This window comes from Pseudomonas sp. GNP012 (genome assembly GCF_054343835.1).
Window position 1 is genome coordinate 893,876 of the sequence record NZ_JBTGUU010000001.1, and the last position, 17,170, is coordinate 911,045.

Here is a 17,170-nt window from a genome sequence, read left to right on the forward strand (position 1 = left end):
CTTTGTTTTTGTTGGTCAAGGTTAATGGTTATATTACTGGTTTCGACGTGCTTGCTGGTATTGCTCACGCAATGCGTTCTGTGCTTGATATCAAAGAAATATCTCGTTGCGTTGTACGCCGTTTGCTATTCGGTGCCTTTTTTGGGGCTTGTCAGTTGCTTGTGGGGCGAAACCATTACACTTTGGCCTATTGGAGACTATGATTTTTATCTGGATGACTTATTAGTATTCCGACTTTCGTTGGTCTGGTTTCTTGGTGTTGCTGGTGGACTCGTTGGTTATCTATTGTCATTGCTGGTGCCGCCCAGAAGTTTGCACGCAGAGCGGAAAACATTTTTTTCTGCGTTGGACTTCAAACTGGCAGGCGCGATTTTTCTTGCGCTGTCCGTCTTTTTTATCAGCTTCAGGCTTGTGAACGCGAACGCACTGCTTGAAATGTTCGCGGGTATCGAGTCAGTGGTGGTTTTCTCCATCATTGCGATCATTGCCTTGGCATTTTCTTACCCGTCCAGATCGATGTTTTTTGTATCTGCGGCTCTAGTGGTTTCCTATTGTGTTGCCAACGCAATGACGGGGGATCGTGATTTTGTTGTCCTGGTTGTCGCTTCGATCCTGGGGCTGTTGTTTCGCTATAATCAATTTTTCAAGCTTAAAGCTTTGTTATTCGTTGCTGTATTCATGGTTTTTCTGCTCGTCAGCGGTGTTGTTGTTTCAATGAGCCGAATGGATGTGGACTTAACGTCGGATAACATTACTCAGTATTTATTGTTCAACTCCTGGAATGCGATAATTTTACCGCTTGTTCAGCAGTTAACCAATTTCTGGGATGGGGAGCACCTGCGTTACGGCCAGACCTACCTCGATATGTTCCTTTCGTTGGCACCGTCACCTTTCTATTCGGCTTTGGGTATGGAAAAACCCATTATGGTGGATAATCCTGCCCTCTGGTATTACATTACCGGGCTCGGCGGGATCCACGTTGCCGGCGTGGCTTTTGAAAATTTCGGACTGTTTGGTGTTTTCCTCAATGGATTCATCAGTGTCTGCTTCTTGCGGTTGATCGACTCGCGCTGCCGCGAGGATGATTTTTTGCGAATTTTCTTGTACATGCTGTGTGCTGCATCGGTTATGCACTGGGTTTGGTACGGCGAAATATACTTGCTGAACTCATTGGTTTTTTATGTGATGGCATTAGGATTATTCTTCACGATGAAACTCGTTCGGGTTTTGAAGTGAGTTTTAATATTTTCATTGGATTGAGAGAGTAGGTATGTGCGGAATTGCGGGAGTTGTCGGGTGGAAGCTGGATCAGCAAGGCGCCGTTGCCGTTGGCAAGATGGTGGATGCGCTGATACATCGTGGGCCCGACGATGGAGCAGTTTGGTCAGATGCCGATAGTGGAGTGTCGCTGGGACACCGACGGCTTTCGATCCTGGAACTCTCGGTACACGGAAGTCAGCCGATGGTTTCCGATGACGAGCGGTATGTTATTGTTTTCAATGGTGAAATCTACAATTTTAATGAGTTGCGCGAGAAGTTGATCGCGTCAGGTCTGACGCGTGTCTGGCGCGGGCACTCCGATACAGAAGTATTGCTGGCAGCGCTCGGTGCGTGGGGGGTACAAAAAACCCTTGAAAACCTGGTGGGCATGTTTGCATTTGCTGTTTGGGATAAAGTTTCCAGAACGATTACATTGGCACGAGACAGAATGGGAGAAAAACCACTTTACTACGGTATTGTGGGCGACCGTTTTGTCTTCTCCTCCGAGTTGAAGGCGATCAAGGCTGCATTTGGTAGCGATCTGCGAATTGATCGTCATGCGCTAGCCAAGTTTGTAAGATATGGTTACGTTCCGGCTCCGGAGTCCATCTATGAAGGCATTAAAAAGTTGGAGCCGGCACACTATTTGAATGTCGGCTCGTTTTCTAGTGCGCTGGAACCCGTTTCCTACTGGTCATTACCGCCGGCTGGTGAGTTAAAACACGAGCTTTCGCAGGCCAGCGATAAGGAAGTTGTGGATGTTGTCGGTCAAAGATTATCTGCTGCAGTAAAGTCGCAAATGATCGCCGATGTTCCACTTGGTGCGTTTTTGTCAGGTGGTGTCGATTCAAGCTTGATCGTGTCGTTGATGCAATCACAAAGCTCTACCAGTATCAACACTTACACGATCGGGTTTAATGAACCCGAGTTTGATGAAGCGCCTTACGCCAAAGCGATTGCCAAGCACTTGGGGACTAACCACACCGAGTTTTATCTGAGTGCCGATGATGCTGTTTCAATAATTCCGCACCTGCCGGAAATATACGACGAACCTTTTGCTGACTCCTCTCAAATACCTACAATCCTGGTCTCCAGGATGACAAAACAGCATGTGTCCGTAGCACTGTCCGGTGATGGTGGCGATGAGCTTTTTGCCGGATATCCCCGTTATCAGATTACGGCAGGGCTATGGGCGCGCATTAAGAAACTGCCTTTGCCTGCACGCCAGGTCATGGCTTACTCACTTCGTTCGCTTTCGTCCAAAGGTTGGGACAACGTCTGTTCGATTCTGCCGGGCAGCCTTCGAACCAAAGTCAATGGTCGACGTATCTACAGAATGTCCGAGTTGTTGGGCTCTGAAAATCTGGCGCAGATGTATACCGGATTGATGTCTCAGTGGCAGTCGAACGACAATGTGGTGCTGGGTGTCGATGCTCAACGGCAAGATGTAGTTTCCTGGGAGTCGGCAGTGGATTACGTCGAGGAAATGCGTCGCTGGGACGTCTCTCAGTATTTGCCTGACGATTTGCTGGTTAAAGTGGATCGTGGTGCGATGAGCGCAAGCCTGGAAACCCGCGCTCCATTGCTTGATCATCGGGTTGCGGAACTCGCGTTTTCCTTGTCGTCAGACCAACTGATAAAAAATGGTGTGGGGAAGTGGCCGCTTCGCGAGCTTCTTAAGCGATATGTTCCTACTTCATTTTTTGACAGGCCGAAGGCGGGATTCTCTATTCCATTGGCGCAATGGTTGCGAGGGCCGCTGAAAGAGTGGGCAGAGGACCTGTTGACGGAGGAACGGCTCAAGAGAGAGGGCTACTTCGATTGTCAGAAAATTCGCTCGGCATGGCTCCAGCATCAGAACGGAACATACGATCGCAGTCTTCATTTGTGGAATATTCTAATGTTCCAATCCTGGCTCGATAAAAATAGCCACTAATTCAGATTGAGCAAAAGGTTTTCCATGAAGATAGTTTTCAATGCACTCTCTGCCCGTCTTGGTGGAGGTCAGACATATCTGATCAATCTTTTTCAGTTCGTACCTGACAATGCGGATCTTGAGATTCTGGTTTTCGCCCCGGCGTCACTCAAGCTGCCGGATCATCCGAGGATCAAGCGGATCGAACCAGCATGGCCCACTGAAAACCCGATTGTGAGAGCCGTGTGGGAGCGGTGGGTGCTGCCCGGTATTTTGAAGGCTGAGAAAGCTGACGTTCTGTTTTGTCCCGGTGGCGTAGTGGGCACCTCTGCTCCAGCTGGTTGCAAAGTTGCGACTATGTTTCGGAACATGATTCCATTTGATTTGCGCGTACGCAAAAGCATTCCACTTGGATTGCAGCGTCTGCGAAATTGGTTGTTGAATCGTATTATGCTCAAGAGCATGCGTGAAGCGGATCTGACGATATTCATTTCAAATTACGCGCGAAGTGTCATTGAGTCGCTGACCAATATCAAGAATCCAGTTACGATTCCTCACGGAATCGGCTCGGTATTCAGGACGCATGGCGACTCTGCTGTCCTTCGGCCGGATTTTTTGCCAGCTGGAGAATATGTTTTATACGTGTCGCGATTTGATGTTTACAAACATCATTATGAAGTGGTTAGCGCTTATGCTGAACTACCAAAGGAGCTTCGCGAAAAATTTCCACTGGTTCTTGTGGGCGAAACAAACCTGCCGGAGGCCGATCGGGTAAAGTCTCTAATTGCAACGCTAGGCCTTGAAGGTCAAGTGCTTTTATTGGGCGCTATTCCCTATCAGGCGCTTCCTCCACTTTATCATCACGCCTATCTGAATCTCTTTGCCTCATCGTGCGAGAACTGCCCTAATATTCTTCTCGAAGCGCTCGCTTCCGGAAGGCCGATGATTTGCTCCAACGTAATGCCGATGCCGGAATTTGGAGCAGATGCAGCACTGTATTTTTCTCCGTTTGATTCAAAAGATATAAAAAATGTGCTGTCTGAGGCGTTGACAAGCCCTGATACTTTGAAGGCGTTGTCCGTTGCGGCGGTGACCCAGAGCGATAAATTTGACTGGGAAAAAACCTCGAGAAAAACATGGTCAGAGTTGCTGGCGTTGGCCGTGAGCCCCAAAAAAGGTGTTTGATAAATGAAGGTTCTTGTGGTGTCGCAATACTTTTGGCCAGAGTCTTTTATTATCAATGATCTGGTTAAAACTTTATCTGCCCAGGGCCATGTTGTAAAAATTCTTACCGGAAAGCCCAATTACCCGGATGGTGTAGTCTTTAACGGCTACAGTGCCTCCGGGGCTCAGGAAGAGGTATTCGAGTCCTCTGTCAGTGTTTTTCGTGCACCGCTCAGACCTCGTGGTACTTCTGGTGCAAAAAACCTAGTACTGAACTATTTGTCATTTATCTTGAATGGCTTGAAGCACTACCCACGCGCAGTGAAAGGGGAGGCCTATGATGCGATTTTTGTATTTGCGCCATCTCCCATTACGTCGGTTATTCCGGCGATTTACTTGAAGTGGAAACTCAAAAGCCATCTGGTTGTATGGGTTCAAGATCTTTGGCCAGAGAGTTTGAGTGCGACAGGGTTCATCAAGAACAAGGCAATATTGCGCGTTGTGGGCTGGCTGGTGAGGGGTATTTACGCCTTCGTCGATACGCTGCTTGTTCAATCGAGGGCGTTTCGAGACCCGGTCGCCCGTTATGCCAACCCTGGCAAGGTCGTGTATTACCCCAACTCCTATCAGGATCTGCCGCCGAGTGTAGAGGAGACCCGGATTCCTGCGCCTTTGCTTGCGGAGCTCGACAATCATTTCTGTCTTGTTTTTGCCGGAAACCTGGGCACCGCGCAGTCGGTCGAGACCCTCGTGGAGGTCGCTGACAAGCTTCGCCATTTGTCGCAGGTCAGGATTGTGCTGGTCGGTAGCGGCAGCATGTTGAGCTGGATCGAAAACCAGAAGGAATCCCGCGGTTTGGACAACCTTATTCTTGCCGGACGCTTTGCGGCCACTGAAATGCCGCATTTTTTCAGCCGTGCGCAGGGATTGTTGGTGACGTTGAAGCAGGATGAGGCGTTCTCCTATACCATCCCCAGTAAAGTCCAGGCTTACTTGGCAGCGGGGAGGCCGATTGTCGCCGCGCTGGATGGCGAGGGTGCGCGCGTCATTCTGGAGGCCGGAGCCGGTTTGACCACTGCGGCGCAGGACGCCGAAGGTATGGCCAACTGCATTGAGCAACTTTTCCGCATGACTTCGGATGAACGGGAATCGTTGGGGCAGGCGGGTCGGGCGTACTACCTCGAGCATTTCGAGATGGAGCGGCAAAGCCAGCGTTTGGTCGAAATCCTCAGTAGCAGGATCAATGAATTAAAAGGTATCTCAAAATGAAAGTTCTTGTGTTAGGGGTCACCGGAATGCTGGGTAGCACAGTGTTCAGGCAATTCCATGGAAACCCGCACGTCGAGGTGTGGGGCACTTTGCGCAATCCGGGTGGCGCAAAATACTTTTCTGAGGACATGCACAGTTCGTTGATCAGTAATGTCGACGTGCTTGACCAGGACTCACTGGTTTCGGTTCTGGCACGGGTCAAGCCTGATGTCGTCGTAAACTGCGTCGGGCTGATCAAGCAATTGGCCGATGCCAAGGACCCACTTTCTGCGCTGCCCATCAATGCCATGTTGCCGCATCGCATTGCCAAATTGTGCGCGCTGTCCAGTGCTCGCCTGATTCATATCAGCACCGATTGCGTGTTTTCCGGCCGTAAAGGCATGTATACCGAGGAAGATATCTCCGATGCGGAGGATCTCTATGGAAAGTCCAAGTACATCGGCGAGCTTCACACGGATCTGAATGCCGTCACGTTGCGCACCTCCATCATCGGTCACGAACTGGGGAGCCAGTACTCGCTGGTGGACTGGTTCCTGTCCCAGAACGGGCCGGTCAAGGGCTATGAGAAGGCCATTTTCTCAGGACTGCCTACCGTTGAGCTGGCACGTGTCATTCGCGACTATGTGATCCCGAATCCACAGCTTCACGGCCTGTATCATGTTTCGGTGGCACCGATTGACAAGTTGACTCTTCTGAAGCTGGTAGCGGAAGTTTACGAAAAGGAAATCGAGATCATCGCGGACAGTCAAGTTGCTATAGATCGCTCGCTGAACTCCTCGAAGTTTCAGGCGGCAACCGGTTACGTTCCACCGTCGTGGTTGGAATTGGTTAAGTCGATGCGCGCGTTGCGTTGATCATTAAATTCAATCAGGTTTGGGAAGGTAGTTATGTTCGATAATAAAGTTTTGATGATCACGGGCGGTACGGGCTCGTTTGGCCATACGGTGTTGAAGCGTTTTCTGGATACTGATGTAAAAGAGATTCGCGTATTCAGCCGTGACGAGAAGAAGCAGGAAGATATGCGCATTGCCTTGTCGAATGACAAGGTGAAGTTCTACATCGGTGACGTGCGTGATCGCGACAGCCTGGATCAGGCGATGGTGGGGGTGGATTACATTTTCCACGCCGCCGCCCTGAAACAGGTGCCTTCCTGCGAGTTTTACCCGATGGAAGCCGTGCGTACCAACGTCATGGGCACCGAGAACGTTTTGAATGCGGCTATTGCTTCGGGCGTGCAACGCGTTGTCGTGCTCAGTACCGACAAAGCGGTATACCCGATCAATGCCATGGGCATTTCCAAGGCCATGGCTGAAAAACTGATGGTTGCCAAATCGCGGATGATTCCGGCGACAGGCCCGGTGATTTGCGCAACCCGCTACGGTAACGTCATGGCATCGCGCGGTTCGGTGATCCCGTTGTTCATCAATCAGCTGCAGAGTGGCGAGCCGCTGACTGTTACCGACCCGAACATGACACGTTTCCTGATGTCGCTCGAGGATTCCGTTGACCTGGTCCTGCACGCGTTCGAGCATGCCGAGCAAGGTGATATTTTCGTCCAGAAAGCACCAGCCTCGACAGTGGCGGACCTGGCCCAGGCACTCAAGGAACTGTTTGTTCGCGACAATGCCGTCAAGGTCATTGGTACTCGCCATGGCGAAAAACTCTACGAGTCGCTGATCTCCCGAGAAGAAATGGCCAAGGCCGAAGACATGGGACGCTACTACCGCATCCCTTCGGACAATCGCGACCTTAACTACAAGAAGTTTTTTGTCGAGGGCGAGCAGGAAATTTCCGATCTCGACGACTACACCTCCCACAACACCGAGCGTCTCGATGTAGAAGGCGTGAAGAAAGTTCTGTTGAATCTGGAATACATTCAGGAGCAACTTGATGCTTAAGGTCATGACGCTGGTCGGGACGCGACCAGAACTTATCAAGATGAGCCGCGTTATTGCCGAGCTTGATAAGCAGGTTAATCATGTGCTGGTTCACTCGGGTCAAAATTACGACTTCGAATTGAATCAGGTCTTTTTCGATGATCTCGAAATTCGCAAGCCTGATTACTTTCTGGGTGCTGCCGGCGATACCGCAGCCAAGACCATCGCCGAAGTCATTTCGAAGGCGGACGAAGTATTCGAGGCCGAAAAGCCTGATGCACTTCTGCTCTACGGCGATACCAATACCTGTCTGGCCGTCATTGCCGCCAAGCGCCGCAAGATTCCGGTGTTCCATATGGAAGCCGGCAACCGCTGTTTTGACCAGCGCGTCCCTGAAGAATTGAACCGCAAGGTGCTCGATCACCTCAGCGATATCAATATGGTCTTGACCGAACATGCCCGGCGTTACCTGATCGCTGAAGGCATTCGTCCTGAAACCATCATCAAGACCGGCTCGCATATGGAGGAGGTGCTCGACTATTACATGCCGAAAATCCTCACTTCCGACGTGCTGGCGCGAGAAGGCCTGGAGCAGGACAAGTTCTTCATCATCAGCGCTCACCGTGAGGAAAACGTCGATACGCCGGAAAACCTTCGCGACTTGCTCAAAACGCTGAGAGCCCTGGCCGACAAGTACCAGTACCCGATCATCGTTTCCACGCATCCTCGTACGCGCAAACGTCTGGAAGCGATAGGCGAATCGCTGGACCACCCCCTGATTCGCTTCTCGAAGCCATTCGGTCTGCTCGACTACATCAAGTTGCAGATGTCGGCGTTCTGCGTGCTGTCCGATAGCGGCACCATCACCGAAGAAGCCTCTCTTCTGAATCTGCCCGCCATTACCATTCGTAATGCGCACGAGCGTCCGGAAGGGATGGATGAAGGCACTCTCATCATGAGCGGCCTGAAAGTGGAGGGTGTTCTGGATGCCGTACGTGTAGTCACCAGCCAACATGATCGTAGCCAGCGCGTTATCCCGGTTGTCAGGGATTACCAGGCAGGTCCTGTGTCGAAGCAGGTCGTTCGGGTCGTACTGAGTTACACCGACTACATCAATCGTACTGTCTGGTCGAAATCCTGAGCGTCGTCGAGGTTTGAAAAATGCGTGTTTTATTGACAGGTGCTACGGGTTTCGTCGGTCGCGCAGTATTGGGTCGCTTGGCGGCCTCTGACGATCTGGAACCGGTGGCAGCCATTCGTGGGCACGCCCTGCCTGACTGTCCGTCGCGCGTTATTACCGTTCGAACCGCCGGGCTCAGTGCTGATACCGATTGGTCTCAGGCGCTGGATCAAGTAGAGGTTGTCATTCATGGCGCGGCTCGTGTTCACGTCATGAATGACACCGAATCCGATCCGCTGGAGGCGTTTCGCAAGGTGAATGTCGAGGGCACGCTAAGCCTCGCTCGGCAGGCAGCCTCGTCGGGTGTTCGTCGCTTTGTGTTCATCAGTTCGATCAAGGTGAATGGCGAAGGTACGCCGCTCAATCAGCCTTACTTCGCCGACGCGACGCCCGCACCAGGTGATCCGTACGGCGTTTCGAAAATGGAGGCCGAGCAAGGACTGCGTGAAATTGCGAGCACTTGCGGGATGGAAGTGGTGATCATCCGTCCGGTACTGGTTTACGGTCCGGGCGTGAGAGCCAACTTCCTGAACATGATGCGTTGGCTGGACAAGGGAATACCCCTGCCGTTCGGGGCTATCCATAATCGACGCAGCCTGGTCGCGCTGGAAAATCTTGCGGATTTGATCGTGACCTGCATCCGTCATCCAGCCGCCGCCAATCAGACCTTCCTCGTCAGCGACGGGGAGGATTTGTCCACGACACAATTGTTGACGCGGATGGCAAAGGCATTGGGTAAACCTGCCCGCCTGTTGCCTGTGCCAAGCGTGTTGCTTGAACGAGGGGCGCAGTTGCTCGGCAAAAAGGCTTTGTCGCAACGTCTGTGCGGTTCGTTGCAAGTCGATATCAGCAAAACTCGAGAGTTGCTGGGCTGGATTCCGCCGGTCAGCGTCGATGAGGCGCTTGTCTCGGCTGCCAACTACTACAAGGAAAGGCAGCGCTAAGCTGGCTTATGACAATGCCGGTTCAATTGCAGAATTGATTGTGGCTGTTTCAGGAAGTTGACCTTTGAACACAATATGGTTGTTGGCGTTGGTGGTGGGTGTTTCATTCTTGGGCACCGGTGCATTGCGCAAATACGCGCTGGCACGCAGCTTGATAGATGTTCCTAATGCGCGTAGCTCACACTCGGTCCCAACCCCCCGGGGTGGTGGTGTGGCTATCGTCCTGAGCTTTCTGATCGCGTTGCCAGTCCTGGCCTGGGCAGAGGCCGTCGCCTGGCCGATGGCGCTGGCTCTGCTGGGGGCCGGCGGCTGGATCGCGATCATCGGGTTTCTCGACGATCATGGGCATATTGCCGCGCGCTGGCGGCTGCTTGCGCATTTCGCGGGTGCCATCTGGGCATTGATCTGGATTGGCGGGATGGCGCCGATCAACCTGTTCGGCTTCGAGTTCAGTCTCGGCGGGTTCGGGTATGTCATCGGTGCGTTCTATCTGGTCTGGATGCTCAACCTCTACAACTTCATGGATGGTATTGATGGCCTGGCCAGCGTCGAGGCGATTTGTGCCTGTGTCGGTGCTAGCCTGGTCTACTGGATCGCAGGCCACACCAGCCTCGCGATTGCTCCGCTGGTGCTGGCGATGGCCGTATCGGGTTTCCTGGCCTGGAATTTCCCGCCAGCGAAGATTTTCATGGGCGATGCCGGCAGTGGTTTTCTGGGCATAGTGCTGGCGGTGATGTCACTCTATGCAGCATGGACCAATCCGCTGTTTCTCTGGGCCTGGCTCATTTTGTTGGGCGTCTTTATTGTTGATGCCACCTTTACCCTCATTCGTCGACTGTTGCGCGGGGATAAGGTTTATGAGGCCCATCGCAGCCATGGGTACCAGTATGCTTCACGACAATATGGCAGCCATCGGGCGGTCACGCTGACAATTGCTGCGATCAATTTGTTGTGGTTAGTGCCAGTGGCTATATTGGTCGTCATGCAATATATCGATGGCGTGGCAGGCGTGGTCCTGGCCTATGTGCCTCTGGTCTTGCTGGCTTTCAAGTTTCACGCGGGCGAGTTGGAAATCGTTGGCAAGGCGTGATGAACGCATTGGTTTTTGAGTATTGCTTTGTCGGTAAGTGAGTTACCGAAAGCTGCAGTTGCTGTATCAATGCTAGGAGCTTCGACAGGTGTTTAGAGGGGTTATGGATAAGATTCGGGCAAAGTTGTTAAGTCTGCCAAGACGACATAAACGCATTCTGCAGGTCCTGACTGATATTTCGCTGGTCTGGTTTGCCCTGTGGATGGCGTTTGTCGTGCGACTTGGGGTGGACGAACTGGTCAACCCGTTCACTCAGCACGTCTGGCTTTTTGTCAGTGCACCTGTCATCGCCATTCCTCTTTTCGTTCGCTTTGGCATGTACCGTGCGGTCATGCGGTACTTTGGAAATGACGCGCTCATTGCCATTATCAAGGCGGTGACACTATCGGCTCTGATACTTGGCGTCGTGGTGTACTGGTACAGCAATCATCAAAACGTCGTTCCGCGCTCGATCATTTTCAACTACTGGTGGTTGAGCCTGATCATGATCGGCGGTCTGCGCCTGGCCATGCGTCAGTACTTTATGGGCGACTGGTTCAGCGCCGCCCAGCACGTCCCGTTCACCAGCCGGGATGACGGTCTGCCGAAAGTGGCTATCTACGGCGCAGGGGCGGCGGGTAATCAACTTGTTGCAGCCTTGCGGATGGGGCGCGTCATGCGGCCTGTTGCCTTTATCGATGACGATAGCGGGATCGCCGACCGGGTGATTTCCGGATTGCAGGTGTACAAGCCCAAGCACATCCAGCAGATGATCGATAACACCGGTGCCCAGGAAATTCTCCTCGCCATTCCTTCGTCAAACCGTGGCCGCCGTCGCGAGATTCTCGGATTTCTCGAAGGCTTTCCGCTGCACGTTCGAAGCGTCCCGGGTTTCATGGATCTGGCCAGTGGCCGGGTCAAGGTCGACGATATCCAGGAAGTAGACATTGCCGACTTGCTCGGGCGTGACGCCGTCCCGGCCCAGGCTGATTTACTCGAACATTGCATCACGGGGCAGTCCGTGTTGGTCACGGGCGCCGGGGGCTCCATTGGCTCCGAGCTTTGCCGGCAGATTCTGGCACTGCGCCCGACAACGCTTCTCCTGTTTGAACACAGTGAGTTCAATCTTTACTCCATCCTGTCCGAGTTGGAGCAGCGGGTCGCTCGAGAGTCGCTGTCCATTCGTCTCTTGCCGATTCTCGGATCAGTTCGCAACCCGGACAAGTTGCTGGATGTCATGAAAACCTGGCGAGTGGACACGGTTTATCACGCCGCCGCCTACAAGCATGTGCCCATGGTCGAACACAACATTGCCGAGGGTGTGCTCAATAATGTGATAGGCACGCTTAATACGGCCCAGGCCGCACTTCAGGCAGGAGTGGCCAACTTCGTCCTGATTTCGACGGACAAGGCAGTACGACCCACCAATGTCATGGGTAGCACCAAGCGCCTTGCCGAGTTGACGCTGCAAGCGCTGAGTCGTGAGTTGGCTCCGGTTTTGTTCGGAGATACGAGCAATGTCTCCCGTGTGAACAAAACGCGCTTCACGATGGTGCGGTTTGGTAACGTCCTGGGCTCGTCGGGTTCGGTCATTCCGCTGTTTCACAAGCAGATCAAGTCGGGTGGTCCGCTGACGGTCACGCATCCGAAGATCACTCGATACTTCATGACCATCCCGGAAGCGGCGCAGTTGGTGATTCAGGCGGGTTCCATGGGGCAGGGTGGTGATGTGTTTGTCCTCGACATGGGTGAGCCCGTGAGGATCGTCGAACTGGCCGAGAAGATGATCCATTTGTCCGGCCTGAGCGTGCGCTCGGAAAAGAACCTGCATGGCGACATCGCTATCGAGTTCACCGGGCTGCGTCCGGGTGAGAAGCTTTACGAAGAGCTGCTGATTGGTGACAACGTGGCGGCCACTCAGCACCCGATGATCATGACGGCCAACGAGGATCATCTGTCCTGGGATGTGCTGAAGGTCAAGCTGACCGAGTTGCTTGCCGCGGTCGATCAGGACGACTATGCGCGCGTCCGTCAATTGTTGCGCGACACGGTCAGCGGCTATACCCCGGACGGTGAGATTGTCGACTGGATTTACCAGCAGCGCCGCCTGGAACCCTGATTGTTTCATATCCAGTAACGTACACATTTTTGACAGTTCGATGTATTGGCCTAAGTTTGGAGAGCAGCTTCGGAAAAGCTGCTTTCTCAAACGACAGCATGGAGCTTCACTAATGCGTACAAGCAGTTTCCATTCTCTGGTTTTTGCCCTTCTCACCAGCACCTCTCTTACGGCAATCGCCGCACCTGTCAGCGCACCTGAAGTCATGAAAGCGCCGTTGGTGCAGGATGTCGTCGCCAAGACGCAATCTGGCAAAGTCGATCTCAATAGTGCTGATGCACCTACGCTGCAACGCGAGTTGATTGGAGTGGGCGAAGCCAAAGCTCAAGCGATTGTTGCTCATCGTGACAGTAATGGTGCGTTTGCGTCAGTTGACGAATTACTGGAAGTGAAGGGTATCGGCAAAGCGATACTGGATAGAAACCGCGACAGGATCGAAGTGAACTGAGGCGTGATTGAAACGACAAAGGCCGATCATTGATCGGCCTTTTTCTGTAGCGAGACTTTTACCCGGCGGGTCAGCCTTTTTTACTTGAACGGTACGTTGCGGTCGCTCATCCGAACTCAGGCAAAGTACAGGTCGGCATTGTTCAGCAAGGTGGTCTGGCCTAGTAGCGTGATATTGCCCCCGTGAGCACCGTCACCGGCGGTGTCGAAAGTCACAACCAGTCCATTGTCCTGCAGCGTCTGCGTCACGGACTTGGTAGTCGTCCAGCCGTAGATGTAGAGGGTGTCTTCACCTTGTTTGAAATCCTGGATGGTGTCTGCGCCCGAGCCTGCGTTGAATACGAAGACGTCCCGCCCTTTTCCACCAATCAGCAGGTCGTTGCCGGTGCCGCCGACGATGAAGTCGCCGCCGTTTCCTCCAGCCAATACATCATTGCCATCTTGACCATACAGTGAGCAGTTCGCATCCGAGTGAGACTGGATAATGTCATTGCCGCTGTTTGCTCCGCTGGTGCTGCCAGCCAGTTCTGCGCCACGCGTGCCGGTGTAGAGGATTTTGTCTGCCGCACTGCCGCCGTAGATTTTTTCGGCGTAGCCGGAACCAGGATTGCCAGCGACGGCAGTCGTATTGAAGCCTTTGAGTGGGTCGGCGTTGAATACAAATGTGGCGTCGTTGGCGGTGAGCAGTGTCGTACGGTCTTCGATCAGCATCCCGCCATCAAAACGTGCGTCACCATCGGTGTCATAGCGAAGATAGACACCGTCCGAGGTCAATTTCTGGTCGATCCTGAAGTTGAACTCTTTTTCCGAAATTTTCGTACGACCGGTACCACCGGTACCGCTTACGCCGAGGAAAACAAGCTGGTCGACACCTACGCCGAAACTGTCGATGGTGTCGTTGAAACCGTCGCCTTTGGAAAACGCATACTGGTCCGCACCGTAGCCGCCAGACAGGTAGTCATCACCCGTACCACCGACCAGCAGATCTGCAGCCTGCCCGCCAATCAGGACATCATTGCCCGCATTACCGTAAAGTTGACCGCCGGAAAAACGTAGCGCAAGCGTGTCATCACCGGCTCCACCGATGAGTGTGGCGAACACCGGGCTGAGTGAACTGCCATCATATGAAATGAAGTCAGCGCTCGAACTGCCGGTGATAGTGGCTCTACCGTTGCTGGTGACGGCGTCGCTATCTGTCAGATGCGTGGCAGTCAGATCGGCGACACCGCTATCTACCGTGTATTCAAAGACTCCGCTAAGAGAATTGGCAATACTGTCCAGCAAGGTATCGCTCAGACTGTCGTTACTGGTATAGAGCTTATGCTCTGTAGTGATTATTTGCGCTGCATATAGATTAGCCAGGCGCAAGGCTTCTGCGCCTGTTTCTGACCATCCGGATTCAGTTGCATTATTAGGGATGAAATATTCAACGTCATCTGCGTTCATCATGTCCTTGACACCGACACGCTCGCCAGTGCGAACGTCGGTGTAATAGACGTTGTAGTCCGCGTCCTGAATTTCCCATTTGTTGGTAGTTGTATTGAAAATTTCAAGGTACGTATGCCCCTGAAAGAACCCCTGGGAGTCTGAATACGTCCAGATGGTGCGTTTTTGCAGGCCAAGCTCCGCACAGAGGCCGCTGAAAACGTTAACCATATTGCCGCACAGAAGTTCTGCGCGTTCGGCAGTCGGGTCGCCGGTGACGGTTTTGTAAATTTGCTCGGCGGTATAGAAGGGGTCATTGCCGTGGGCAGCCCACCAGGCACCATCGGAGTGAGTTGTATTGGTGGCCAATAGTTCGCGGGCGACGTCTTGCAGCAGCGCGCCGGTTGCAGCCGCTTCTTCCCGGACGATATTGGCGAGTAAAGAAAAATAATTGATCAAGAGTGACTCCATATTGATTGGGTGGCCGCTCCCGATATCCAAATCGTTCTGCAAACGCCGTTGCTGGCCAAAATTTCACACATGTTACAGTTCTTTGGCCGGTATGTTAAAGAACCATTATCAACTCTAACGGAATTATAAATCCTCAGAGAGTAAGGGCCAGCGCTGTTCGTCGATTGCAGGGCAAAGCCGGGATGCTGGCGATTTCATACTGCAATCGTTGTTCAGGTGATACACTCGCGCGCCCCGCAATCCCCGATCAACACACCAGGTTGTCAGTTCCGAGATGATACGCAGTACACGCGAAAACAGCTTGCAGGAAGCCCTGAGGGCCTGCAGGAGCAGTTTCATGTCGGTGGGTTTTTTCAGCCTGTTCATCAACTCACTGATGTTGGTCCCGACCTTCTACATGCTTCAGGTCTACGGGCGGGTCGTCACGGGCGGCAGCCTGACGACGCTGGCCATGTTGACCCTTATTCTGACCTTCCTGCTGGTGACGATGGGCCTGCTGGAGTGGGTACGCTCGCGGATCATGGTTCGTGTCAGCACCAGGCTCGACGTGTTGCTGAGCCGGGATGTCTACCGGGCCAGTTTCAAGCGGGCACTGGACAGCGGTGGCCAGGACGCGTCGGCCCAGCCGCTCAGCGATCTGACCGGGCTGCGCCAATTCATGTCCGGGAACGGTCTGTTCGCTTTTTTTGATGCGCCGTGGCTGCCGATCTATGTCGCGGTGCTGTTCCTGTTTCACCCCTGGTATGGCTGGACGGCAATCGGTTGTGCAGTGATCTTGCTGGCGCTGGCCTGTATCAATGAACAATCCACGGGCAAGGTTCTGGCGGAGGCCAATAAAGAGAGCATTGGCGCGACGCTGCAAACCAACAAGAATTTGCGCAATGCCGAAGTGATCGAATCCATGGGCATGCTTGACTCCCTCATGTCACGCTGGAGTCTGCGGCACAAGAAGGTGCTGCTGTTGCAATCCCGAGCCAGCGATCGCAGCGGGATCATCACGTCGATATCAAAGACTTTCCGTCTGATAGTTCAATCACTGATTCTCGGCCTCGGCGCTTATCTGGCGGTCAGCCATGAGATCAACGCCGGGCTGGTAATTGCAGGTTCAGTGCTGCTGGGTCGAGCGCTGGCCCCTCTGGACTTGATGATCGGCAGTTGGAAAGGATTTATCGCCGCCCGTTCACAATACGCACGTCTGAACAGCATTCTCGACCAGCAAAAAGCCGAACCTGAGCGTATGCCATTGCCCGCTCCAATCGGCCATGTGACGGTGGAGAACCTCACCTTGGGCGCTCCCGGAGCAAAGGCCCCGATCATCAAAGGTATCGGTTTCAGTGCACCGGCAGGCGCAATGATCGGTGTCGTCGGGCCAAGCGCCTCGGGCAAGTCGACGCTTGCCAAGGCCTTGGTGGGCGTATGGAAGCCACAGCATGGCGTCGTCCGTCTGGATGCTGCCGATATTGCCAATTGGGACAAAGGCCAATTGGGACCGCACCTCGGGTATTTACCGCAGGACATTGAACTGTTCGAAGGCACTATCAGCGACAACATCGCGCGTTTTGGTGTCGTGGACCCGGATAAAGTCGTGCTGGCGGCCAGGACCGCGAGTGTCCACGAAATGATTCTGATGCTGCCTGATGGCTACGATACGGTCATTGGCGAGGGCGGCATCAATCTGTCGGGTGGGCAGCGGCAACGTATCGGGTTGGCCCGGGCAATCTATGGCAGCCCGCGGCTTATCGTGCTGGATGAGCCGAACGCTCACCTGGACGAGGTCGGTGAACGAGCGCTGGCGTTGGCGCTGCAACAGATAAAACTCACCGGGGCAACGGTTTTCGTGATCGCCCACCGGACCTCGATTCTGGCCCAGCTTGACCGCTTGCTGGTGATGAATGCCGGCACGATCAGTTTGTACGGCCCACGGGATCAGGTCCTGGCGCAACTCAACGCGAATCAATTGGCCTCCCAGCAAAAGCCTGGCGCACGGGCAGGCACAGAAGTCGCTTCGACCGAAGTTTGACAGGAAGTTA

The 17,170-nt window shown here is 53.4% G+C and carries 13 protein-coding genes; 12 read left to right on the forward strand and 1 reads right to left on the reverse strand.

The annotated features are described in order from the left end of the window. Positions 1-51 precede the first annotated feature (51 nt). The 11 genes from ACXX83_RS03960 to ACXX83_RS04010 all read left to right on the forward strand — a co-directional run bounded on the left by ACXX83_RS03960 (position 52) and on the right by ACXX83_RS04010 (position 13,245). Positions 52-1,236, forward strand: a complete 1,185-nt coding sequence (locus ACXX83_RS03960; protein ID WP_458547614.1) for a hypothetical protein — start codon at positions 52-54, stop codon at positions 1,234-1,236. A gap of 34 nt (positions 1,237-1,270) precedes the next feature. After that, positions 1,271-3,196, forward strand: a complete 1,926-nt coding sequence (asnB, locus tag ACXX83_RS03965) for an asparagine synthase (glutamine-hydrolyzing) (protein WP_217837519.1) — start codon at positions 1,271-1,273, stop codon at positions 3,194-3,196. 24 nt (positions 3,197-3,220) lie between these two features. After that, entirely contained in the window at positions 3,221-4,360 is a 1,140-nt protein-coding gene (locus ACXX83_RS03970; protein WP_458547615.1) for a glycosyltransferase family 4 protein, read from the forward strand. 3 nt (positions 4,361-4,363) lie between these two features. Beyond that, entirely contained in the window at positions 4,364-5,608 is a 1,245-nt protein-coding gene (locus tag ACXX83_RS03975; RefSeq protein ID WP_458547616.1) for a glycosyltransferase family 4 protein, read from the forward strand. Further along, entirely contained in the window at positions 5,605-6,462 is an 858-nt protein-coding gene (locus ACXX83_RS03980; protein ID WP_217837522.1) for a dTDP-4-dehydrorhamnose reductase family protein, read from the forward strand. Before ACXX83_RS03975 ends, ACXX83_RS03980 begins: the two co-directional genes overlap by 4 nt. Positions 6,463-6,495: 33 nt before the next feature. After that, a complete protein-coding gene (locus ACXX83_RS03985; RefSeq protein WP_015093995.1) occupies positions 6,496-7,506 on the forward strand; it encodes a polysaccharide biosynthesis protein in 1,011 nt (336 codons plus the stop codon). Beyond that, positions 7,499-8,626, forward strand: a complete 1,128-nt coding sequence (wecB, locus tag ACXX83_RS03990; RefSeq protein WP_015093996.1) for a non-hydrolyzing UDP-N-acetylglucosamine 2-epimerase — start codon at positions 7,499-7,501, stop codon at positions 8,624-8,626. Before ACXX83_RS03985 ends, wecB begins: the two co-directional genes overlap by 8 nt. Before the next feature lie 20 nt (positions 8,627-8,646). Beyond that, positions 8,647-9,609 carry a UDP-glucose 4-epimerase family protein gene (locus ACXX83_RS03995; RefSeq protein WP_015093997.1) on the forward strand — a complete coding sequence of 321 codons (963 nt, stop codon included), beginning with the start codon at positions 8,647-8,649 and terminating at the stop codon, positions 9,607-9,609. A 64-nt stretch (positions 9,610-9,673) separates the two neighbouring features. Then, entirely contained in the window at positions 9,674-10,699 is a 1,026-nt protein-coding gene (locus ACXX83_RS04000) for an MraY family glycosyltransferase (protein WP_458547617.1), read from the forward strand. A gap of 103 nt (positions 10,700-10,802) precedes the next feature. Next, the gene (locus ACXX83_RS04005) at positions 10,803-12,797 is read left to right on the forward strand and encodes a polysaccharide biosynthesis protein (RefSeq protein WP_217837524.1); all 1,995 of its coding nucleotides are present in this window, start codon (positions 10,803-10,805) and stop codon (positions 12,795-12,797) included. Between the two features lie 112 nt (positions 12,798-12,909). Beyond that, complete coding sequence (locus tag ACXX83_RS04010; RefSeq protein WP_217837525.1) at positions 12,910-13,245, forward strand: ComEA family DNA-binding protein; 336 nt, start codon at positions 12,910-12,912, stop codon at positions 13,243-13,245. A gap of 116 nt (positions 13,246-13,361) precedes the next feature. On the opposite strand, the gene ACXX83_RS04015 is transcribed toward ACXX83_RS04010, so the two are convergent. Beyond that, positions 13,362-15,128 (reverse strand): calcium-binding protein, encoded by a 1,767-nt coding sequence (locus ACXX83_RS04015; RefSeq protein WP_217837526.1) that lies wholly within the window; start codon positions 15,126-15,128, stop codon positions 13,362-13,364. Positions 15,129-15,417: 289 nt separating this feature from the next. Here ACXX83_RS04015 and ACXX83_RS04020 point away from each other — a divergent pair, with 289 nt between their 5' ends. Beyond that, positions 15,418-17,160, forward strand: coding sequence for a type I secretion system permease/ATPase (locus tag ACXX83_RS04020; RefSeq protein WP_458550156.1), 1,743 nt, complete (start codon positions 15,418-15,420; stop codon positions 17,158-17,160). Positions 17,161-17,170: the final 10 nt, after the last annotated feature.